This is a genomic window from Paenibacillus sp. FSL H7-0331 (assembly GCF_001956045.1).
On sequence record NZ_MRTH01000023.1, the window covers coordinates 77,455 to 101,473 of the forward strand.

Genomic DNA, 24,019 nt, shown 5'->3' on the forward strand with positions numbered 1-24,019 from the left:
TCACAAGGCTGTTTGGTAACTCCATAGTAAGCTTGTAAAAAGGGGATAAAAAGAGTAGACTTTCTTTAATTAATTTTCCCCTTTTTGAATCATCACTCTGTTTAAGGAGATTTGTATGCAAATTGCTTATCACTACTTGAAGCTAAGGGAATTTTGTGGCTATGCAGAAAACGAGCCAGTAGAGATTTCACTGGAGCAGCTTGCAGAAGTGTTGTGCTGTACACCGCGCAACGTGAAGCTGATTGTGAAGCAATGTCAGGAGCTGGGGTGGATCGAGTGGCAGCCTGGGCGTGGTAGAGGGAATCGTTCCATAATTATATTTAACATGGAGTCGGAAAACGTAATCCGCTCTTGGGCCCAGACCAAAATAGACAAAGGTCAGTATTCGCAAGCGATGGAGCTTATGCGTCGGTATGATCCGAGCTCGCCTCTTCAACAACAAATAACAGAATCGATCTATAAGCAATTTGGCATCCAATCCACGCCATATAAGAAGGGGCACATCGATTTGCTGCGGCTTCCTTTTTACCGGGAAATGCCTCTGCTGGATCCGATCAACGCCACCCTCAGGACAGAGCTGCATATGATGGGTCAGCTTTTTGACACACTTGTTGAATGGGATTGTTCGAATGCAGTTTTTATACCCCGGCTTGCTGTGCACTGGGAGCAGAATAGGGATGGGACCGTATGGATGTTTTATTTGCGTAAAGGTGTCCTTTTTCATAATAAAAAAGAGCTGACGTCCGCAGATGTTCATCATACACTCATGCGCCTTAGCCAGTTGGATTCGGATTGCGCAAATCTGGAACGGGATAGACTGTGCTCAGAATGGAAGGTACTTCATATTCGCGAGATAGAGGCCACACATCGGTATGCGCTGCGTATTCAACTGGATTCACCCAGCTCTTTGCTGCTGCATTATCTGGCTGCACCCAAGGCATCCATTATTCCATGTCAGACAAACGAAAATAATGAGCGTCTACCTATAGGAACTGGGCCGTTTAAGCTGTTACGGAATGACGCAGAGATGGTGGTTCTGGAGGCATTTGCGGACTATTATCGGGAGAGGGCACAGCTGGATAAGGTTGAAATTTGGATATTGAAGGAGCTGCTCACACAAAAAATGTCCGATGATGGTTTAGGCGGACAACCTATTCTCTACACGCATCCGTTCCAAATTCATGCACATGCTCCAAAGGGGACCACGATTATGGAGCAGACGGAGGGAGGCTGCACGTTCATGATCATGAACGGCCGCAAGCAAGGACCATTACAGGACCCTGCTATGCGGCGCAGGCTGCGTAAGCTTTTGCAGCCCGAACAGTGTGTGGCGGAGCTTGCAGGTAATCGGATCGGAGCCGCTTACAGCTTTTTTCCGGATTGGAGTGCAGCTATAGCGGCTCAAATAGCGGTGGAGAGCAAGGTGGAGCATGGGACCGAGGACGCAGAGACAGAGCAGGAGGTGGCTACAGTTTCTTTACCAACCAGTGGTTATCAAAATTCGCTTCAGCTGTACACACACTCCATCTTGAACAATTCGCTTGAGCAGACGGCTCAGTGGATTCAGCAGCGGTGTGCATCCGCAGGCATCCCTGTACACATTCACGTGCTTCCCTATGAACAATTCAGTCGACCTGGAGCGGTAGATCATGCGGATATCGTGCTGCTTAACGCTATTACAACGAATAATCGGGAGTGGTCGCTGCTGCATCTACTGCTCTATGAAAGCTATGGGGTCCATCGCTTCGTTGATCGGGGTTTGTTAGTCGAGCTTGATCAAAGGTATGCGACCATCGCTAATGAAACGGATGCTGCAGCCCGATCTGTACTTTTGCAGGAAGTGGAAACTTGGCTGCTGCATCATGATGCGCTGCATTTTCTTTACCATTTGCGGCATGCTGCCTTTTACCATCCGAACCTGCTCGGAACTGAAAAAATCAACCCCTATGGCTGGGTTGATTTTCGTGAGCTGTCACTGCGGCCTGAATAGCTTTAATAGCGTAAAGTATTATTGTTTGACCATAAGGATTACACCAAACCAAGACGCTGAAACTGCTCAATGGGTGCATCGTTGTCTTTCATCATCCTTATCATATGATCGATCATAAGCTGTTCAACCGCTGCATCCTCCAATGGTTGGTTTTGCTGTGGATCATGGAGCTGATCAAATAATAGTGTACCAAATGAATGATATTGCACCTGCGAATTTGCTTGTGTTTTCAGAGGTTTGACTCCCTTGGTAAAGGCAAAGGGTTCAGCCAGCGTAGCTGCTCTGAGTTCCTCCAAGCTGAACATAGTCCGCATATGGGTTGGCATCACCGTATAGTTGTATAGCGGCTCATTGGTCGCTGTTGCTGGTGCCCGCATATAGACATATCGCCCATCCGTGCAATTTATGTGCCCTCCGTGTATACCGAATAGGGCTGCCTCCCGTACAGACTGATCAGAAGCAATTGTCTCTTTGAGTGGCTTGCCCTGCATCCCTTCCGGAATAGCAGCACCGAAAAATTCAAGCAGGGTGGGCGCAAGATCAATGGTTTGTACCAAACTGCTTCTGCGGACTCCATGCATCCGGCTGCGCGGATCCCAAATAAATAACGGCATACGGGACACTTCATTATAAAAAGGCTGCACCATCTTTGCCCACCAATCATGCTCTCCAAGTAAAAATCCGTGGTCCGTATTGACGATAAGCAGCGTATCCTCCCACAAATTTAACTCGTCCATCATATCTAATACCTTCCCGAGATAAGCATCACACATGCTGAGCAGAGCCGCATATTCATAACGCAGATGTGCAACTTCCTCCGGGGTTTGGGTCACACGACTATACGGTGGCCAGTCAAAATGCTTGCCTTCATAATCATGCGGATACAACGCTCTATAATTCTCGGGTGCACGAAAGGGCTCGTGGGGATCAAAGGTCTCCAATTGCAAAAACCAGTTGTTCTGGTCTGCGTTGGTACGAATAAATTCCATACCGGCTGCGAATGTTTTGGCTTGTGGATATTCGGCTTCTTCCCGGATGTATTGGCGATTGACCCAGTCCTGACGGATCAGATTGCCAGCCCGATGTCCGCCCAGCATGTCGGGATGCTCGGGGTCCTTAACCTGACCCTTCCATGGATCGCCCTCCTGGCCACGGATAAGCTCGTAAGAATGATAACGGTTATGATAGGTGCAACCGCCATCCTCCCAGTAATGCTGATGATCAGTAACCAGATGGGTATATACGCCATTATTGCGAAGAAGCTCTGCCACCGAATCGTCATAAGGCTCCAGAGGTCCCCAACTGCGATGAAGGAAATTATAACGCCCTGTCTGGAGCTCTCTTCTTGCAGGCATGCAGGGCATACTCCCGACATAAGCGTTGTCAAAAACAGCCGTTTGCTGTGCCAATCTTTTGAAATTGGGGGCATGAATCCAATCGCAACCATACGCCGGAAGCATATGCCGGTTTAAGCTGTCAAACATAACCATGATCGCTTTCATATATCGATCTCCTCTCAATCCTATAACTTTATCCCTTAACACTGCTGGAAATTAAACTTTTAATAAACTGCTTTTGGAAAATAAAGAACATCACGACTAAAGGCAAGGAAACAACGACGGTTGCAGCCATTAGCAGATTATATTGAATCGTGTGCTCTCCATTGAATACCTGCAGACCCAATTGTACGGTTCGCATACTTTCACTTGTAGAATAAATTAATGGATGAAAAAAGTCGTTCCATACGGAAACGGTTTTGAATATACCCAAGGTAGCAATGAGCGGCCCGCTTTGTGGTAAATAGATCGATAGAAAGCTGCGTAAAAAGCCGGCCCCATCGATATATGCCGCATCATCCAGAGCCCGCGGAAACTGCATATAAAACTGACGAGCCAGAAAAATCCCAAAGGAGCCCGACAGCTCTGGTATGATGAGAGCAAAGTAAGAGTTAATCCAACCATTCCCACCGCTGCCGAATAAGTCATTGCCGCCAAATAAAGGCATCGATTTCATAATCAGAAATTGTGGAATAATCGTGACCTGAGGCGGGACCATCAAACCGATAAGCAGCATAATAAAAATGAAATCTCTGCCTTTAAAATGCAGACGGGCAAATGTGTAACCAGCCAGTGAATTAAAAAACATGCTTCCTCCAACGGCAACAAGTGTAACTATCGTTGAATTTTTAAAATAGGTGGCCCAACTTGTCTTCGCCATCGCACGCACAAAATTTTCAGGGTGCCATTCCATCGGGAGAAGGGTATTCGCTCCAAGACTAAACTCATTATCTCCCTTAAAGGAAGTAAAGAGCATAACCAGGAAGGGAATAATCATAAGCAGTGAAAATAATATGAGCACGAAATATACGGATAGCTTTGGAAGTACCCCGCTTTTCATGCAGCTGTCCCCTTTTTAGTCAATATCGTTATCTCTGGAACCAAATGTGTAGTTAATCAAAGTAATAATCAAGGTAATGATGAGTAAAACCATTGCCATCGTAGACGCATACCCCATGCGATATTCCGAAAAGCTCATTTTTACAATCTCATTAACGAGCGTTGTTGTAGAATTCGCTGGTCCACCGCTTGTCAGGATATAGACAAGATCGAATATTTGAAAGGACCGAATCGTTGAGGTAATGAATAGAAAAAAGGTAATAGGACGAAGCAAAGGTAGTGTAATTGCTATAAACTGCTGCACGGTGTTCGCACCATCCATTTTGGCGGCTTCATATAAATGTTCGGGTATCCCCTGAAGTCCTGCCAAATAAATAATCATCGCATAACCGATGCCTGTCCATATACCGATAATAATGATCGAGCCTAAAGCCGTCTTCGGATCTTGAAGCCAATTTTCACCTGTCATACCGATGCTCGTCAGAAAAACATTTACAGGTCCTTTCATTGGATCAAGAAGCCACAACCAAGTCATGGCGACGGCTACGGAGGAAATTACCCCAGGCAAGTAAATGGAAGCTCTGAAAGCCGCGATGAACCTGATTTTTAAATTCAAAAATTGAGCGATAAACATGCCAAGCGCCATAGTCGGGATGACCGTGCAGATCCAGAAAAAGAGCGTGTTGCGTATAGCCCGCAAAAATATAGAATCTTGTATAATGCGGCTGTAATTTTTAAGTCCAATCCATTCTCCGGGATTCATAAGCGTATAATTCGTAAAGCTTAAATACAGCACCCAGATGACTGGAATCAGAACGAATATTAAATAAATGAACACATTTGGGAAAATAAACAAATAGGGTAAATAGCGACTGGACCGTGTCTGCATGTATAACTCCTTTCCGTCGGGGACCGTTTCCGGATATTCACCCGGAGGCGGCTGACGGTAATTAAACCATGTGTAGTGCGACAGCTCTTTTACTTGTTTTTGATCTCGTCTCTGGCTTTTTTAGCATTATCCTTTAACGCCTCTGCCACGGGTCTAATGCCGTTAAAACTTTCCTCAAGCGCAATCCGCAAATATTTGGTATGAATCGCCCAATCCGCGGAAGGTGCATAACCCTTCGTGTCATTCATTACTTTGAAAATAATTTCATTTTCCGGACTTACCTTCACGTATTCATCCTTCAATGATTTAAGCGGCGGAACAAAACCGGTTTTAAGAGTGAAGTCATATATATTCTTCTTGTCAAACCAGAATTTAATAAACTTCCAGCTTTCCTCGGGATGCTTGCTGCTCTTGGACATGGTCAAAAACGTTCCCAGCATTAACGCCGTTTGCTTGCCGGTCGGGCCTTTGGGTGGAAGCGCCCAGCCAATTTTATCAGCGCCTACAGCTTTTTGAAGCGTTGATAAGGAAGGTGAGCTTGCAAATGCCAGAGCGGCCTGACTATTCTGGAACGGAGTACCGCCCAGTGCTTGTTGATTGGCTGGAATAATGGCTCCTGATTTATAAAGAGCCACCATCTTTTCGACAAGAGCAATGGATTCCGGTGAATCGAATGTTGGATTGTTCTTGTCATCATAAATATCCTGGCCAAGTAAAAGCATAAGAGATAAATAGGATTGTTCCCCGTTGCTGGTTTGTAGGTCGATGCCGGCACGTGTTGTTTTGCCATCTTTCATCACCTTGGCTTTCTCGGCAAACTCAAAAATTTCATCAATTGTAGCTGGCGGTTTGTTAGGGTCTAGACCTGACTCTGTGAAGAAATCCTTACGCCAAACTAACGGGCGAATTTCCGGCATCAATATACCGTATTGTCCGCCTTTCCATTCTCCTGCTTTCAGGATGCTTGGAAACATATCCTCCGAGCCTGCCCATTGCTCCGCTTTAATAAATTTATTCAGGTCCATATATTTGTCCTGCTCCACTGTAGAGATCAACTGCCCGAAGCCAAGTCCGTGCACGTCAGGAGCGATTCCACCCGAATAAGCGACAGAAAGCTTTTGAAAATAATCTTTGAAAGGAATCGTCGTCAATTCGATTTTAATCTTGGGATTCGCTGCTTCGAATTTCGCGATAATGGACTTGACCTCTGCTATAACCAATTCATCACTGGCAGGGTACCAGTATTTCAAAGTTACGGCTTTCTCTTCTCCTCCTGGCTTATCCGTTCCTGTTTGTTCAACTGCTCCCGAACATGCTGATAATAATAGTGCGATCACGACAAGCAGACTTGTTACCATTGCTGCTAAACGCTTCAAGATGCTTCTCCCCCTTCATATGGTAATTCCTTGTTCACAAATTCAATATAGTAAAAGCACGACACGAATAAAATAGTCCATTTCTGACCCCATTCGCCTAATCTATACTAGCCAAAGGTTATGAAGTCAATAATGGACTTTACAGGTAAACAATTGTACAAATCTGATATGATATGCGATTTATGTTGAGCTTTTTTAATATATTTCTTGGATATCCAGCTTTTTATTCGTATTTTCTGTGCGATATTGGCCAGGAGGAACCCCTTCATGCTTTTTGAAAATGCGGATAAAGCTGGCTGTGTTATGATAACCTACCATTTGGCTAATTTCGGTCACACTGTGATCTGTGGTTACCAGGAGCATCTTGGCGTGCTTGACCCGCATGGACAGCAAATACTCCATGAAATTTAACCCAACAGCTTGTTTGAATAATCGACTCAGATAGGACGGATCAAGTCCCAGTTGCTCGGCTATGCCGTTTAAGGAGATTTCTTTATCATGATTAGTTTGAATATATTCAAGAATTTGCTCAACAGGTGTGCGATTTCTGATCGTTGGACCATGCGATGCACTAGAAATAATCCGGTTCGCTGTTTGTTCCATCCATTCGATGATTTCATCTAACGTCTCCAGCTTCATTAAGGAGTCATGAAGGTCCTGCGGAACCTCAGGTGTGGGTATATTTGAATCCGCTGAATAATGTACCATCACCATAACAAGCTCCTGAAAGGTATGGCGGATGAGGGTCATAGGGCAGCCATCCAGCTTTTTGATCATCTTCTTCAATTGATCCAGGCACCATTTAACCTTATTCAAATCAGCTTCCTTAATGGCAGCAGAAAGTGAGGTTTCTATTTCCTTGCGTTCGTTATACATGAGCATAATGTAGGGTTGATTACTTTGAACATGCCAGATAGGAATCAAAGCTTTATGTCCCTTAAATATCCGAAATTCCAACGCCTGAAGCGCCTGGTTATAAGATTCAGAGATGTAGCCCAGATCACTATGGATATCGCCAATACCAGCGCTTATGGTCAGCTCCAGGTAGCTATGGATATATTGACAAATCGTATTCACAACATGCAATACATTGGAACGGGCTAGCGAGATTGGGGTTTCGGACGTTAAATTACATAAAATCACCACATCCCGACCTTTGAAAAGCGTAAATAGCACATTAAATTTACCGTGAAGCTGCTCCTCAGCCAGCTTGCCGATGAAATATCCTAACAGACTTTGATCAGATGGCTTATATTTGTCCTTGAATCCAAGATAGTCGTCAATCCTTACAACCATTACGAAAATCCCGTGGCCGCTCACTTCGATTCCAAGCTCTTGCAGCTTCATCAGTCGATCCTCAGTGAAAACTGTAGGTTCGATCAGCATTTGCTGTAAAAAGTTTTGTCGCAGCATCATCTCGCTTTGCTCCAGCCGCTGCTGTAAAATCGTGTCCTGCTCCATAATCGTATTGAATTCGGAAATCAAATATAAAAACTCGTCCTGCTGCTTTTCTTGGCGATTGCTCTTATTACGGCCAACCATAATGGTTAAAGTGGCTATATAGCTTTGGATTTGTCTGACCTTTCTAAATACATAGTACATCAGACCGAGAGTTGCAAGCAGGACTGAGATGACAACCAGATTATAAACCTTACTGGATTCTGTATGAAAAGGCATCGCATAAACATATTTCCAATGGGACAACGAGGAGGGGTTAACCCTGAAGCCATATACGGAATCTTCAAGTCTTCCTTGAAACGAAGTAATGTTTGATAGCGCTTTCGTTCGAGCTGGGTCAAAAACATCAGATGGCACGATCGTACCGTTTTTTGTTTCAAACGCGTGTTGTCCGTCCGGGAGAATAATCCAGATTCGTTCTTGATCTCTCTGGACGAAGGGGCTTTTAAATAACTCGGCAGGGTCAAAGCTGACTATGATAGCTCCGTTAATGTCGGTACCCAGCAGGGGGATCGGACGTATCAAAATAATCAGTGTATGGTTATCAGGTAAGGTCTGCACGATCCATTTTTCATCTTTGCCCATATGGTTGATCTCTTGCGTGATTTGTGCAAAATCAAACTTCCGAACGGCTTGCCCGCCTGTGATCGGGACTTGTACGATTCCCTCTCCCTTGATATAAATAAAAGCGGAATTTACCGAATAGGAAGAGATAAAGCTTTCGCGAAAATTATTGCCGAATTTCTTAATGGCTGGTGAAATGATAGTAAGGTCCTCGGCTTCGAGCCTATTGGAAAGCTCAGTAGTATTGGCTAACTGCAGCGTCATCGAATTAATATTTCGCAATAAAGCATCCATAAATAGCTTTGTTTCTTCTAATCGTTGGAAGCTGGATTTATCGATTTCATTCTCAGCGATAGAAATCTGAAACCGGTATTGCAAAAAAGAAGTAACAAGAAAGATGATAAGCAGCAGTAGTATTGTCAAGGAAAGCAAGAGTTTAATAAACAGGCTGCGGAACTGTAGACTGTGCAGTGCTCTACGGATGATAGTAATCATTGATTCAACTCCATGCAATAAGGATTGTGTAATTGAAGTGCAGAGCTTTTCTATAATGTAACACATTTCATAGAATAATAGGGCTGACTTTCATGCGGAACAGCAGGTTGTTGATACGGGCTGCTCTATGTAATAACTTTATAATTGACGCGCAATTTAATTTGTCTTACAATATGACTAATGAATCTTGCATGCATAATGAAAAGGGGGGATAGGGATGGGAACCGGTCCAAAGGAAGTAACGATGAAATCGATCAAACGGGAAACGATGTCCAAGCAGGTGGTTGATCAGATTATCGAGCTGCTGACGAGTGGACAGCTTCATCCTGGAGATAAGCTGCCGACGGAGGCCGAGCTTACGGATAAGCTGTTTGTCAGCAGACCGGTTCTCCGCGAAGCGTTAAGCTCATTGGAGACGATGGGGATGATCCAGAGGAAGACACGCGAAGGCACTTTTTTTTCCAATAAGATTGGCAGTAAGCCTTTTTCGATTATGCTGGCTTTGTCAGCAGGGGATATTCCTGCCGTGATGGAAGCAAGAATGTCCTTGGAGCTGGGCTTGGTCACGATGGCCGCGGAGAAAATTACCGATAGCCAGCTGGAGCAATTGGCTGAGATTCTGCGTGCGACAGCTCTAAGCAAACAAGGCTATGTGGGACTGGACAAGGAATTTCACCGAACGATTGCCTATAGCGCCAACAATCCGATTCTTGAAGGCAGTATCGACCCGCTGTTGAATATGTTTGATGAAATTGAGAAGCAAATTCCTACGGTGGATCGTGATCATAGGGCGACCATGCAGGAGCACCAAGCGATATTTGAGGCGCTTCAGCAGCATAATCCGCTTGCAGCGCATTCAGCCATGTATCACCATCTCAACCATGTCCGATCAAAAGTGTTGAAGAGTCTGGGATAAGCCGATGTGAATGGCATCTATGTAACCGAAACCGTATTAGTGAATGAAATCATGAAGGGTGGAGAAATGAACATGAATCAGGTCAGACAATCACCAACAGGAATTTTGGGATTTCCCGTAGCACCGATGGATCAACACGGCAAGCTGGACGAGAAAGCTTTGGAGGCGAATATTCAATTTTTGATCAAGGAGGGCTTGTCGTCCATATTCATAGCATGCGGATCTGGTGAGTTTCATGCGCTGTCTCACCGTGATTACAAGTCGATGGTTGAAGTGGCTGTTGCTACCGCCAAAGGCAAGGTGCCTGTCTATACCGGAGTTGGCGGTAATATAAGCCATGCTTTGGAATTAACGGAGCTGTCGGCTGAGCTTGGGGTTGACGGGTATCTGATTTTGCCACCGTATTTGATAGAGCCGGAGCAGGAGGGGCTGTACCAATATTTGAATGCAATTATCCAAAGTACGGACTTGAATGCGATCGTGTATCAGCGGGATAACTGTGTATGTTCTTTGGAAACGCTTCAACGGTTGCTGGAATCCCCTCAGCTTGTCGGTTTGAAGGACGGCTTGGGCAACATGGATTTGAATATTGAGATGACACAAACCATTGGTAAACGCCTGGAGTGGCTCAATGGGATGCCGATGGCTGAGGTCACAATGCCTGCTTATGTAAATCTGGGCTTCAGAACGTATTCTTCTGCGATTTCCAATTATATACCGCATATTTCGGCGCTGTTCTTCGATGCCTTGCTGAGCCACAATGACGACCTGCTCCATGAGCTGTATGAGCATGTAATCCTGCCGATTAACAAAATTCGCAAGCAAAGAAAAGGTTATGCCGTTGCTTTAATTAAAGCGGGTATGGAAATCGTCGGTCATCCGGTTGGTACTACTGTTCGTGCACCGATCATTCAGGTGGAAAAAGATCATTACGATAAGCTGGCTCAAATTATCCAGGTTGCTTTCGAGAAGTTTCCAAAGGCAGCGAAATCATAAACGAAATCACATCCTATACAGCATCATAATTTGATAAGACAAGGAGACCGACCATGAGCAGCCCGACTGAAATTCCGGCTTATTTAAACTATATCAATGGACAATGGACACCGGCATCTACAGGTGAAGTGGAGGTTCGCAGCAATCCAGCCAACACCAGCGACAAGCTGGGGACGATCGCTATGTCCTCTCTGGACGATTTGAACCTGGCGGTGTCGAGTGCCAAGCAGGCATCCCGAGCGTGGAAAAAGCTGTCAGGCAGCGCACGCGGTGATTACTTATTCAAGGCCGCCGCTATTCTGGAAAGCAGAGTGGATGAAATTGCCGAAACAATGACCAGAGAAATGGGCAAAACGTTTCCAGAGGCCAAGGGTGAAACCATGCGGGGTGTTGCCATATTACGCTATTATGCGGGAGAAGGCATGCGTTCAATCGGAGATGTGATCCCTTCCACAGACAGTGAAGCGCTGATGCTGACCACACGGGTCCCGCTCGGCGTAGTAGGTGTGATCACGCCGTGGAATTTTCCGGTTGCGATTCCGATCTGGAAAATGGCTCCGGCCTTGATCTACGGCAATACCGTAGTCATCAAACCTGCGGCAGAAACGGGAATTACAGGCGCCAAGGTGATAGAGTGCTTTGCAGCAGCCGGTTTTCCAGCAGGAGTTGTGAATTTGATCAACGGCTCGGGTCCCGTCATCGGTCAAGCATTGGTTGAGCACCCTGATGTCCATGGTATTACGTTTACCGGTTCAGGAGCAGTTGGCAAACGGATCGGACAGTGGGCCTTGGCTCGCGGCGCCAAGTACCAGCTGGAAATGGGCGGCAAAAATCCGGTGATCGTCACAGCCGATGCCAATCTGGATCTTGCCGTGGAAGCTACCATTAGCGGGGGCCTGCGCTCCACAGGACAGAAATGTACAGCAACGAGCCGGGTTATTGTTCAGAGCGAGGTGTATGAGGTCTTTCAAGACAAGCTGCTGCAAAAGGTACAGCAAATCACTGTAGGCGACGGCATGAAGGACGGCATCTGGATGGGACCTTGTGCGAACGAGAATCAACTGAATAAAGTGCTTTCTTACATAGAGAAGGCCAAGTCAGAAGGCGGGAAGCTGGTAGCTGGAGGAAATCGCCTGCAGGGAGAAGGCTATGATCAGGGGTATTTTGTCCAACCGACGGTTTTCTCAGATGTAACGACGGACATGACGATTGCCCAGGAGGAAATTTTTGGACCTGTGCTTGCACTGATGAAGGTGGATTCCGTAGAAGAAGCATTAGCGCTTGCCAATGATGTGGAGTATGGACTTAGTGCCTCGATATTTACTACGCGGATTGATCACATGCTGTCCTTTATCAACGAGATGGAAGCAGGTCTTGTGCGCATTAATGCGGAAAGCGCTGGAGTTGAGCTGCAGGCACCGTTCGGCGGGATGAAGCAATCGAGTTCTCATTCTCGTGAGCAGGGACGCGCAGCTATAGAGTTTTATACATCGATTAAAACAGTTTTTATCAAATCCTAGCTCGCGGGCTCACCGTTCTTCCAAACTTGAATAGGAGTGGAGTGACACTATGAATGCTCAACTGACACAGGACAGCGCTCAGGGAACACCGATGATTACGGAAATGCGGGTTATTCCTGTTGCGGGCCATGACAGCATGCTGCTCAATCTGAGCGGCGCGCATAGTCCTTATTTTACAAGAAATGTGGTTATTCTTAAGGATAATGCAGGGCGAACCGGGATTGGCGAGGTGCCTGGAGGCGAGCGGATTCGGCAAACGCTGGAGGATGCCAAGGCGCTCGTTATCGGTCAATCAATAGGGACGTATAACCAAATTCTCAGTAAGGTACGCAGGAGCTTTGCTGATAGGGATGCGGGCGGGCGGGGCTTGCAAACCTTTGACTCGCGGATTACGATTCATGCGGTTACAGCTCTTGAGGCTGCATTACTCGATCTACTGGGCCAATACCTCGGCGTACCTGCTGCTGCCCTACTGGGAGAGGGCCAGCAGCGCGAGTCCGTGGAAATGCTCGGTTATCTGTTCTACATTGGGGATCGCAGCAAGACGGATTTGCCATACCTGAGTGACCTGGAGGCTGAGGACGATTGGCTGCGTCTGCGTCATGAAGAAGCGCTTACGACAGCGTCCATTGTACGGCTGGCTGAAGCTGCGCATCAACGTTACGGCTTCAACGATTTTAAGCTAAAAGGTGGTGTGCTGCGCGGCTCTGAGGAGCTGGAAGCCGTTACAGCGCTGGCTGAGCGTTTCCCACAGGCGAGAATTACGCTTGATCCGAACGGCGCGTGGTCGCTAGAGGAAGCCATCCGGCTGTGCCGCGGACAACAGCATGTGCTAGCTTATGCCGAGGATCCATGTGGTGCTGAACAAGGGTATTCCGGCCGCGAAATCATGGCGGAGTTCAGACGGTCTACCGGACTGCTAACAGCTACGAATATGATTGCCTGCGATTGGCGGGAGATGGGTCACGCGATTCAATTAGGATCGGTCGATATTCCATTGGCTGATCCGCACTTTTGGACGATGCAGGGCTCGATCCGTGTAGCCCAAATGTGCCATGAATGGGGATTGACTTGGGGCTCGCACTCGAATAATCATTTTGATATCTCGCTGGCGATGTTTACGCATGTTGCTGCAGCCGCACCTGGACATATTACAGCGATCGATACGCATTGGATTTGGCAGGATGGTCAACGACTGACCAAGGAGCCTTTGCGAATTAACGAAGGCAGGATCACGGTTCCGACGAAGCCAGGGCTTGGCATTGACATCGATATGGAGCAGCTCGAAAGCGCTCATCGGCTCTACCTGGAGAAGGCACTCGGAGCTCGCGATGATGCAATCGCCATGCAGTATCTGAAGCCCGGTTGGAAGTTCAATAACAAGCGTCCATGCCTGGTTGACTAATAAATCGTGAAAAGGAGGCCAACTGGCGCTCCTTTTTTGTCTTTATCCGTTTGTAGGCTTATACTGGAAAGGAAAACCATTGTTCCATTTTCCCTTATTTAGAAGGAGGACCTTATGCAATCCATTGATAGAAAAGCTTTGGTAAGCCGGCATCATCCTATCATCAGAGAACTGAATCCCGTATCACCCCTTACCGTCGGAAATGGCGAGTTTGCTTTTACTGCCGATCTGACAGGCTTGCAAAGCTTTCCGGAATCGTATCAAATGCCGCTAGGTACGCAATCGCAGTGGGGCTGGCATCAAACGGGAGGCAGCCGGTATAAATTGGAGGATGCGCCCATGCAGTCCTTTGAGACTCATGGACGTCAAGTGGAGTATCCATTTGCACCCGGAGATAAGCCGGATATTTTCCACTGGCTGAGACAAAATCCGCATCGTCTGCAGCTGGGGCAGATCGGGCTTGTGCTCATGACACCGGATGGCCAACGAGTCGGAATTGAACAGCTGGAGCAAACCGAGCAGCAGCTCAACCTGTGGGAGGGCATCCTGACAAGTCAATTTACGGTATCAGGAGCTTCTGTCAAAGTGATCACCTGCTGTCATCCTGACTCCGATCAGCTTGGGATCCATATCGAATCCCCGTTAATAGAGGCAGGCTTGCTACAGCTGTCCATCCAATTCCCTTCGTCAACCATGACTGCGAAGGAATGGCGCAGCGCGCTTGACTTGGAATGGCAGCATGAAACGCATCGCACAGAGTGGGTGGAGGTATCGGCCAGCAGCGGCACGTTTGAACGGACATTGGACGAGGATCGCTATAAGGTAACCTGCCATTGGAATGAGGGTGACCTGGAGCAGGAAGGGCCTCATCAGTATCGGATTATTCCCGGGAAAAATGGCCATTCGTTCTCTATTGTGGTCGGATTTATGCCTCATGCAGTTAATCTGATAGCGCTTACTTTTGATGAGATTCGGACTGCCAGTATGGAGCATTGGGAGCATTTTTGGCTGAGTGGCGGAGCTGTAGAGCTTGCCGGCAGTACAGATGTGGGTGCGCTTGAGCTGGAAAGACGTATCGTACTGTCTCAATTCGTAACGGCGATTCATTGCGCGGGATCCCTTCCTCCTCAGGAAACCGGATTATTATATAATTCCTGGTATGGCAAATTTCACTTGGAAATGCATTGGTGGCATGCGGTGCATTTTGCGTTGTGGGGCCGTACGCATTTGCTTAAAAAAAGTCTTGGATGGTACCGGGATATACTGCCGGTAGCACAAAAGCTTGCTCGTGATCAAGGATATCCAGGAGCGAGATGGCCCAAAATGGTTGGACCGGATGGACGGCAAAGCCCTTCCCCAATCGGGAATTTACTCATCTGGCAGCAGCCGCATCCCATTGTGTATGCAGAGCTCTGTTATCGAGCGGAGCCTACACTGGATACACTGAATGCATTTGCTGACATCGTCTTGGAATCAGCGGAATTTATGGCTTCCTATGCACACTGGGATGAGCAGGGTGGGCGATATGTGCTCGGCCCGCCGCTGATTCCGGCACAGGAAAATTTTGCTGCGGAGGAAACATGGAATCCGACCTTTGAGCTGGAATATTGGATACAAGGACTGGAGATCGCTCAGGTGTGGCGTGCACGCCTCGGTATGGAACCATCACCGGAATGGAACCGGATTATTGAATTGTTATCCGTGCTTCCTGTTCATAACGGTGTATATATAGCCCACGAAAATCGTCCTGATACTTTCCTGACGGATAATACCGATCACCCTTCGATGCTCGGTGCATTTGGCATATTGCCAGGCAAAAAGGCGGATCGTTCGATCATGAAAGCGACCCTGCTCAAGGTGATGCAGGAGTGGAATTGGCAGACCTCCTGGGGCTGGGATTTCCCTATGGCTGCGATGACAGCAGGGCGTCTGGAGGATGGGCGTTTAGCGGTAGACATTTTATTGCGGGACGAAGTGAAAAATACATACCTACCTAATGGCCATAATTATCAGAATGCGTCTCTGATGGCTTATTTGCCTGGCAATGGCGGGTTATTGACTGCGGTTGCGATGATGGCCTGCGGATGGGATAACGGACCAGCTATCCATGCACCAGGCTTTCCGACCGATGGCACGTGGGAGGTTCGGTTTGAAGGCTTGTCGAAATGGATGTAAATGCTAAGTCGCAAGTAGGGCATTCACTATGATAATCGAAAAGAGGTGCCAGTCATGAACACTTTTTCTACGTTCCAGCTACCGCAGCAAATCATCTATGGTCATCATGCTTTGACCCAGCTAGGACTCCAGACTACTAGACTGGGTAGAACAGCTTTGCTAATCAGTGATCGCATCATGGAGAAAATCGGGACCGTTCAACAATGCCAGCAGCATTTGGAGGAAGTCGGTATTGTGCCTGTTTGCTATTTGGATGTCAATTCAGAACCGACCGATTTTCATGTAACCGAAGCTCTTGCTGTTTGTCTGGAGCACCAATGTGATGTCATTATTGCGGTTGGTGGGGGGAGCTGTATAGATGCTGCCAAAGCCGTCTCCGTATTGGCCACAAATGGTGGACAGCTTGGAGATTATGTGGGTGGTAAAGCTGTGCTATCGGCACCGCCTATTCCGTTGATTGCCATTCCAACGACAGCAGGAACGGGGTCAGAAATGACTAATGTGACGGTCATCATCAACACACTTAACGATGTGAAAATGATGGTTAAGCACGCTGCCTTTCTTCCAAGCGTAGCCATTGTCGATCCTATGCTTACTGTATCAACGCCGCAGAGCGTTACAGCTGCCACGGGAATAGATGCACTCTGTCATGCAATAGAAGCCTACATCTCCCGCAAAGCGCAGCCGATGACAGATCAATTTGCCCTGTCTGCGATAGCACTGATTTCCCAAAACTTACGTAAAGCCTACACGGATGGTTCAGACCTCGAAGCCAGAGAACAAATGGCATTGGCTTCGATGCAGGCAGGGGCTGCTTTCTCTAATGCGTCCGTTACCTTGGTTCATGGGATGTCCCGCCCCATTGGAGCTATTTTTCATGTTCCACACGGTATCTCGAACGCCATGCTGCTTCCCGCGATATTGGAATTCAGTAAAGATCGTGCTATCGAGAGATTAGCTGTTGTCGGACGTTTATTCCGCCCCGATTTATCTCAGCTTTCCGATCAGGAAATGGTGGATGTAGCTATTCAAGAAGTGAAGGGGTTATGTAAGGACCTGCAAATAACGAATTTGGAAAGCTGGGGCATTGACAAGCTGAAATTTCAGGAAGCGGTTTCCAAAATGGCCGTGGATGCTTTGGCTAGTGGAAGCCCTGGTAACAACCCTCGTGTCCCTACGGTTGAAGAAATGATCGAGCTTTATCATACATGCTATAGATATTCATTCTCTTAACAGGAATGAAAGGAAAACAGATGTCATACAATGAAGCCAACTGTCACGACAGTTGGCTTGTTCTGCATTCTATCGAAGCGAAAAATCATTGCAAATTCGCAAAAACATGATATCATTTTTTGTAGAACAATAAATAAAGGAGGAGCTATGAAGGAGCTCACTTTCGAATCATGGCAGCAGTACCTAGCATTTATACAGCATAAGTTTATGCAAAAGGGCCACAAGAAAGGTCTGGAAGGTGATGCGCTTGCGGAGTACGTGAATAAGCATGAGCAGAATGCCGCTGTAGTCTGGGCAGAAAATGATGGCGATACCTGCATCAAGCAGCAGGGTTATATAACGCTTCTGGTCTGGAAGGATGAACAGGGTCAACGAAGAATTGGTAGAGGAAGACCGAAAAAGTCGAGCTGCGAAAAGCTCAATCATTCGATCCATGTACGTCTGGATGATGCAGCTTATGCGAAATTAAACAGCTATTGCCAGGAAAAAAAGCTCGATTTGTCTGAGGCAATACGATTTTTGATCGATACTTTATAGCATTGGAATGTACATGTGTTCAGTAGAGCTGAACGAATGCATCTTTGGTGGCAGACATCGTTCAGTTGTTATTCTTATAAAGGTGGTTAACGAATTAGCATGAATAGTTCAATTAATAGTACGAAGGCTGCGCCCCAGCCGGTCACTCGGGGGAATAAGCTGTGGATGGTGCTTGTGCTTGGTTCTTTGGCAGCCTTTGCCCCTCTGTCCATTGATATGTATTTACCAGCGCTGCCTGCAATAGCCGGGGAGTACAGCACCAGCGCGTCACTTGTTCAGCTTAGTCTTACTTTTTTTCTGCTCGGATCTGCACTTGGCCAATTGTTTGCCGGGCCGATCAGTGATGTTCGCGGCCGTCGGATGCCACTTCTGGTTGGTCTTGCTCTGTATGCCGTTACTTCGTTGTTATGTGCATTCAGCCCTTCGGTCGAAAGCCTGATCATACTCCGTTTTGTCCAGGGACTGGCTGGTTCTGCCGGAATTGTCATCTCTCGTGCAATTGTAAGGGACCTGTATTCGGGAACGGAGCTGACGAAGTTTTTTACACTTTTGATGCTGGTGAATGGGGTGGCGCCGATCCTTGCTCCGATCGCTGGAGGACAGCTCATGAGGGTAACCTCCTGGCATGGCGTATTTATCGTATTATGTGTATTGGGTATGGTGATGCTTGCAGCGGTGTTCTTCGGTTTGCGTGAAACGCTGCCGAATCAATTGCGTTCCAAGGGCGGCATTGGCAACACCTTGTCCACCTTTCGCGGCCTGCTTGTAGACCGTGTGTTCATGGGGTACGCGATTGCGCAAGGGTTAGTTTTTGCAGCCATGTTTGCTTATATATCGGGCTCACCGTTTGTGCTTCAGGAGATTTTTCATGTATCACCGCAAATGTTTGCCGTATTTTTTGGGATTAACGGTCTTGGCATCATTATTGCCGGTCAAATCACGGGTAGGCTGGTTGGCCGATTAGGTGAAACGAAGCTGCTGATCACAGGTCTCGGTATTTCATCTTGCGGTGGTGTACTGCTGCTCCTCATGACCGTAACAGGTGCGGGCTTGTATGCGATTCTGCCAGCTTTATTTATGGTCGTGTCGAGTGTAGGTATCGTATCTTCAACCGGATTCTCATTAGCGATGCAAAATCAAAGCAAATCCGCGGGCACGGCATCGGCGCTGCTTGGTGTACTCTCGCTCTTGCTGGGTGGCGTTGTAGCCCCGCTTGTTGGTTTGGGTGGAAGCCAATCTGCCTTACCGATGGGCCTCGTTATTGCCTGCACATCCGTAGGCGCTGTGATCGTATACGTATTGATGGTGCGCCGCAAAGCACCAGTATCATAAATTCAGGCGCGGCCTGACCAAGCTATCGTTTACAGCTGTCATGAACTGCTGTAATCTATAGCTATTGGAAGGCGGGCGATATTCTCATGCAATTTTTTCGAACCTTGATGCCCTATTTGCTGCAAAATAAGCTATTGGGCATATTTTTTATATGCGGTGTCATAGTCGAAGTTATTTATTTGGTAGCAGCGCCGCTAAGTCTGAAGTATTTGGTAGATGAAGCGTTCGTACCAAAAAACTTCCAAGTTTTCGTTGTCATATTAAGCATTTTGATCATTGGTGGTGCGTTAAGCATCTGTGCCGGTACCGGCAGTGATTATGCCCTTAACAAGTTGAGCGGGAGGGTCATTCAGAGGCTCAGGACAGAACTATTTGCCCATATGCAGAAGCAATCGCTTCCTTTTTTTGAAAAATATCGGGTAGGCGACCTTGTCTCCCGTTTTTCGTCTGATATGGCTTCTATTGAAAGAGTGATTTGTCAATCGTTTCCCTTTCTCATTAAAGAAACGTTAAGTATTTTGATGGGGCTAGTCATGCTGTTGGTATTAGAATGGAAGCTTACTTTGGCGATGCTGATCGGTTCCATATTGATGTTTATCGGCCCTAAGCTGCTGCAGGGCAGGGCAGAAGCCAGTAATGCTAAGTATAAAGAAGCTCAAGAGCAATTTTCCAATATGATCGATGAAACGGTCAAAGGCTATAAAATCGTTAAAGCTTTACATCAACAGGATAGGCTCCTGCGGCGTGCCCAGGGGCAAATTCGAGATCTGCTATCTCTTGGTTTAAACATGCACATCTTGAATTCACTGCTTGAACGGCTGCCGCTAACCGTACTACTGGTGCTGAACGGGACGATGATCGGCTTTGGAGGTTACCTGATCTTTCATGATCAGATGACAGTTGGTGACTTTATTGCCTTCTTTACTTTATTTATGAGTGTCGGTCAATCTGCATCGAACCTCTCCTATTTGATACCTAACCTTATTGATTCCAGCATCAGCTTCAAACGAATATCAGAAATATTGAATCATCAGCCAAGTGTGCCGGAAGCGTCTGATCCCGTTGCTCTGCCTCCCCTGGACAAGTACATAGAAATGAATCAGGTAACCTTCGGTTTCACCGAGGGGACGGATCAGATCAAGGAGGTCAGCTTGCGTATTGCTGCCGGCAGCTATGCGGCGTTTGTAGGTCCAAGCGGCTCCGGTAAAAGCACAGCCTTACAGCTTTTATCGCGTTTTTACGATCCAAGGCAAGGCTCCGTTCGTATAGATGGTTATGATCTGAGAACCGTAAGTGAGGCTTCCTTAAGGAGGCAAATGGACATTGTGTTCCAGGACACGTTCCTGTTTAATACGACAATCAGGGATAATCTGCGGCTTGGCAGCGAACTGGTTACAGATGCCGAGATGATGGAAGCGGCCGAGCTGGCACGTATTCATGAAACCTTGATAGGCTGGCCAGAGGGCTACGATACGCTGATCAACAACGAAGGAGCATCGCTTTCGGGCGGGCAGCGCCAGCGAATTTCCATAGCAAGGGCGCTGCTGAGAAAGCCGAGGCTGCTGCTGCTGGATGAGGTTACTTCAGCTCTGGACCCTGCCACTGAGGCTGACATCAATCAGACTATCCAACAGCTGAGACATCATACAACGATTATTTCCGTCACGCATCGATTGTCGTCAATCGTGAATGCAGATGTGATTTTTGTTTTTCAAGACGGCAGGATCGTCGAGTCTGGAACCCATCAGGAGCTACTGCAGCAGTCTGGACTCTACCATGAAATGTGGGAAAAACAGCATGGCTTTATGCTGTCTCAGGACGGGCTTCATGCCACAATCGATGGACACCGACTAGCCAAGTTTCCATTTTTCGCTGGAGTTGATTTGCTGCTCCTGCAGAACATTTCCACTCTGTTTTCTACGGAGACCTTCAAAGAAGGCGACACCGTCGTCCAGGAAGGGGAACAGGGAGACAAATTTTACATCATCGTTCGAGGTAAGTTCGAAATTCTGAAAAGCTTTCAGAGTGGCAGCTTGCAGCGGGTTGCGACGCTGCAGGATGGGGATCATTTTGGCGAAATCGCCCTGCTGAGGGGGATTCCCCGGACTGCCACGGTGAGGGCAATGGGGCCTTCGGTATTACTATCTGTGAGACGGGAAGCTTTTCTGGAATTGACCGCGAAGTATCCGCAAATTTTTACCGTTGTGGAGCGAACCCTGAAGGAGCGAATCTAATCGAAAGGAGCGGAACGTTGTCCATGACTATTTATTGTAAACGCTGTGCGACCGATGATGATTATGCCAAAGCGAGTCTGTTTATGCTGCAGAATAAGAGAGAGCTGCATCCCAGCTTAAGCACCGTGGATATTATTACGCTGCTTTACTATTATATGACTGCTGGCAACCTGATTATGGTTATGGATGCAGACGAACATATGTTGGCTGTAGGTGCATACTATATGGGTACGCCTGAACAGGAATTTGTGGATAAACAACGGGTTGTGTTGGTCGATAATGTGATCGTAGCCAGATCATATCGAAGCACTCGTGTATTTATCCGCGGTTTTCGATATTTGATGAGCCAGATTATCGAGGATAATCGGGAAGTACAAGAATTTCGCTTCGTCGCGCTTTCCGAGAATACGTATTTACAGAAGCTCTATCCCAAGTTTGCTAGTTTCATAGGCAGTCGGGAAGGGACAATAGGTACCGAAGATATATACAGTGTTGAAATTCACAAATTAAGGACTTTTTTGGATCGATTCGCTAGGATATAATAAGGATATAAGGAAATACACTTAGTGACAAAGGAGGCATATGCTATGTTCCCAGTACCCCCCAACATAAAAGGTAACAGTAAGGGTGGTGGTTTTTCGAAAATCGTGAAAACCAATGATAACCTAAGAGTACAACCTCAATAATGGCACTTCAATTTCGCCTTAGTCAGTTTGAAATGGATCTGGAGTTATATATATCTTTTTTGCTCGAACACCATGGTGAACTGAATTTACCTTATTCGTTTGCAATGAAGCTGAGTTTTATCGCCAGTCCCTTGGTCTTAGGTAAAGCATTGATGATTTTCAATGAAGAGCCATATGAGATGATCGGGACTGCAGGTTTTGTTTATGGAACAAGTACCCATGATTATGAAGATCAGCATATTTGTCAGGTGGAGGTAGCCTTTATTCAAAAGGCCTATCGTCATACTTCTGTATTTGCTCAGGGTTTAAGAGAATTGGTCCAAGCCATTAAAGCGGATAATGAAGCTGTGCAGCAGGTTCAGTTCTGGACGCCTGTTGATCAGCCCAAGCTGGACAGGCTTTTGGGCAGATTCACTTTACTGCCTCATGCAACGAAGTCCATCGTGAACAATATGGCTTTCTACACCATTCCATTCGATGAACTGGAATCCTATTGCAATCGATTGCGGGATTTTAGGTAATTGGCTCAAGACATAGGTGAGGACTGAGGTACCCGTTGGGTGCCTTTTTTATAATATCGGAATTTATAAGTTTTCAACGAAGTTGAACATTCTGATATTTCAAGAAAAGCATCCTCTAAAACACGAATGTCTCTTCATCGAATAGGCTTCGATCAGAAGCTTTTCTTATATTCACTAAAGCGTCCAGGTGCATTGCAAAATTGCAGTAATTCTCTTATATTTAGGTAAAGCGCTTAATCGTCTGCTTTAATATGTTGGTGGAAAGTTGGGTATGGCATGAAGGTTACGATCTACGATATTGCCAAGGAAGCGGGCGTCTCTATTGCTACCGTGTCCAAAGTCATTAACCGTGGAGGACGCATAAGCGAAAAGACCCGTAATAAAGTCATTAAAATTATGGATGAGCTGAATTATCAGCCAAGCGTCGTTGCATCGGCTTTGACCGGTAAGCAGACCTATACGCTGGGACTGCTGCTGCCGGATTTGGCGAATCCTTTTTTTGCGGAGATTGCGAGAAGTATAGAGGATCGTGCCCAGGAAATGGGCTTTAACGTCGTCATTTGCAGTACGGATAACAGTCTGGATAAAGAAGAACGTTACATTTCATTGTTAAAGCAAAAAAGCGTCGATGGCATCATTATCGCAACAGGGGTTCGCAATGATGCTTTATTAAAGGAATTGGTTCGGCAAAAGCTCCCCGTTGCACTCATCGCGCGAGATATGCCGGCTGTCGCTGTGGATATCGTGCTGGTCGATGACTTTCAGGGCGGTTATTTGGCAACCTCTTATTTGATCCAAAATGGCCATAAGCAGATTGCCGTAATTGCCGAGGACACCGAAGTAATGAGCAGCAAGGAGCGGATTCGCGGCTATCAGCATGCCTTGGAGGAAGCGGGGATTCCATTTAATCCTGAGCTGGTGCGCATTAGTGATTTTAGTGTGAAAAGCGGCAAAATAGCTGCAGGTGAGCTGCTGCAGGGATTAAAAGCTTGTACGGCCGTGTTTGCCTGTAATGATTTGTTGGCTATCGGCACGATTCAAGCTGCACGCGAAATGAAGCTGTCTATCCCTGACGATTTATCGGTCGTAGGGTTCGATAATACGATTCTGGCCACGATCGTGGACCCGCCGCTCACGACGATAGCCCAGCCGATTCAGGACATGGGGGCTCAGGTCGTCAATATGATTCTTCGCCATATTAATGGTGGTCATACGATGAATCAGAGAATGGTGCTGCCACCAGAGCTCGTTATTCGCTCATCGGTATCCAGGCCGAGGAAATAAAAAAGCAGGAAA

Annotated in this window: 18 protein-coding genes; 13 read left to right on the plus strand and 5 right to left on the minus strand. The window is 46.9% G+C overall.

Annotation, left to right across the window (positions count from 1 at the left end; translation table 11 throughout):
- Window positions 1-115: 115 nt before the first annotated feature.
- Window positions 116-1,990 (plus strand): ABC transporter substrate-binding protein, encoded by a 1,875-nt coding sequence (locus BK127_RS27535; protein ID WP_076235097.1) that lies wholly within the window; start codon window positions 116-118, stop codon window positions 1,988-1,990.
- Between the two features lie 38 nt (window positions 1,991-2,028).
- Here BK127_RS27535 and BK127_RS27540 read toward each other — a convergent pair whose 3' ends face one another.
- From BK127_RS27540 to BK127_RS27560, 5 genes are all read right to left on the minus strand, one after another.
- The gene (locus tag BK127_RS27540) at window positions 2,029-3,492 is read right to left on the minus strand and encodes a sulfatase (protein ID WP_076235099.1); all 1,464 of its coding nucleotides are present in this window, start codon (window positions 3,490-3,492) and stop codon (window positions 2,029-2,031) included.
- A 28-nt stretch (window positions 3,493-3,520) separates the two neighbouring features.
- Entirely contained in the window at window positions 3,521-4,387 is an 867-nt protein-coding gene (locus BK127_RS27545) for a carbohydrate ABC transporter permease (protein ID WP_076235102.1), read from the minus strand.
- A gap of 15 nt (window positions 4,388-4,402) precedes the next feature.
- Window positions 4,403-5,275, minus strand: a complete 873-nt coding sequence (locus BK127_RS27550) for a carbohydrate ABC transporter permease (RefSeq protein WP_076235104.1) — start codon at window positions 5,273-5,275, stop codon at window positions 4,403-4,405.
- A gap of 89 nt (window positions 5,276-5,364) precedes the next feature.
- Complete coding sequence (locus BK127_RS27555; RefSeq protein ID WP_076235106.1) at window positions 5,365-6,651, minus strand: extracellular solute-binding protein; 1,287 nt, start codon at window positions 6,649-6,651, stop codon at window positions 5,365-5,367.
- 195 nt (window positions 6,652-6,846) lie between these two features.
- Window positions 6,847-9,168 carry a helix-turn-helix domain-containing protein gene (locus tag BK127_RS27560; RefSeq protein WP_076235109.1) on the minus strand — a complete coding sequence of 774 codons (2,322 nt, stop codon included), beginning with the start codon at window positions 9,166-9,168 and terminating at the stop codon, window positions 6,847-6,849.
- 217 nt (window positions 9,169-9,385) lie between these two features.
- Between BK127_RS27560 and BK127_RS27565 the strand changes: the two genes are divergently transcribed.
- The 12 genes from BK127_RS27565 (at window position 9,386) to BK127_RS27620 (ending at window position 24,007) form a co-directional block, all read left to right on the plus strand.
- Window positions 9,386-10,084 (plus strand): FadR/GntR family transcriptional regulator, encoded by a 699-nt coding sequence (locus BK127_RS27565; protein WP_076235112.1) that lies wholly within the window; start codon window positions 9,386-9,388, stop codon window positions 10,082-10,084.
- Window positions 10,085-10,156: 72 nt separating this feature from the next.
- Complete coding sequence (kdgD, locus tag BK127_RS27570) at window positions 10,157-11,080, plus strand: 5-dehydro-4-deoxyglucarate dehydratase (RefSeq protein ID WP_076235190.1); 924 nt, start codon at window positions 10,157-10,159, stop codon at window positions 11,078-11,080.
- Window positions 11,081-11,133: 53 nt separating this feature from the next.
- Window positions 11,134-12,600, plus strand: coding sequence for an alpha-ketoglutaric semialdehyde dehydrogenase GucD (gene gucD, locus BK127_RS27575; RefSeq protein ID WP_076235114.1), 1,467 nt, complete (start codon window positions 11,134-11,136; stop codon window positions 12,598-12,600).
- A gap of 49 nt (window positions 12,601-12,649) precedes the next feature.
- Window positions 12,650-14,005, plus strand: a complete 1,356-nt coding sequence (gene gudD, locus BK127_RS27580) for a glucarate dehydratase (protein ID WP_076235116.1) — start codon at window positions 12,650-12,652, stop codon at window positions 14,003-14,005.
- A 114-nt stretch (window positions 14,006-14,119) separates the two neighbouring features.
- Entirely contained in the window at window positions 14,120-16,180 is a 2,061-nt protein-coding gene (locus BK127_RS27585; protein ID WP_076235118.1) for a glycoside hydrolase family 65, read from the plus strand.
- Between the two features lie 54 nt (window positions 16,181-16,234).
- Complete coding sequence (locus BK127_RS27590; protein ID WP_076235121.1) at window positions 16,235-17,413, plus strand: iron-containing alcohol dehydrogenase; 1,179 nt, start codon at window positions 16,235-16,237, stop codon at window positions 17,411-17,413.
- 147 nt (window positions 17,414-17,560) lie between these two features.
- Complete coding sequence (locus tag BK127_RS27595) at window positions 17,561-17,950, plus strand: hypothetical protein (protein ID WP_076235123.1); 390 nt, start codon at window positions 17,561-17,563, stop codon at window positions 17,948-17,950.
- 99 nt (window positions 17,951-18,049) lie between these two features.
- Window positions 18,050-19,282 carry a Bcr/CflA family multidrug efflux MFS transporter gene (locus BK127_RS27600; protein ID WP_076235125.1) on the plus strand — a complete coding sequence of 411 codons (1,233 nt, stop codon included), beginning with the start codon at window positions 18,050-18,052 and terminating at the stop codon, window positions 19,280-19,282.
- An 86-nt stretch (window positions 19,283-19,368) separates the two neighbouring features.
- A complete protein-coding gene (locus BK127_RS27605; protein WP_076235128.1) occupies window positions 19,369-21,516 on the plus strand; it encodes an ABC transporter transmembrane domain-containing protein in 2,148 nt (715 codons plus the stop codon).
- Between the two features lie 23 nt (window positions 21,517-21,539).
- Window positions 21,540-22,058, plus strand: a complete 519-nt coding sequence (locus BK127_RS27610) for a hypothetical protein (protein ID WP_076235131.1) — start codon at window positions 21,540-21,542, stop codon at window positions 22,056-22,058.
- 143 nt (window positions 22,059-22,201) lie between these two features.
- Window positions 22,202-22,723, plus strand: a complete 522-nt coding sequence (locus tag BK127_RS27615; RefSeq protein ID WP_076235133.1) for a hypothetical protein — start codon at window positions 22,202-22,204, stop codon at window positions 22,721-22,723.
- A 276-nt stretch (window positions 22,724-22,999) separates the two neighbouring features.
- Window positions 23,000-24,007 carry a LacI family DNA-binding transcriptional regulator gene (locus tag BK127_RS27620; protein WP_076235136.1) on the plus strand — a complete coding sequence of 336 codons (1,008 nt, stop codon included), beginning with the start codon at window positions 23,000-23,002 and terminating at the stop codon, window positions 24,005-24,007.
- The last annotated feature ends 12 nt before the right edge of the window (window positions 24,008-24,019 follow it).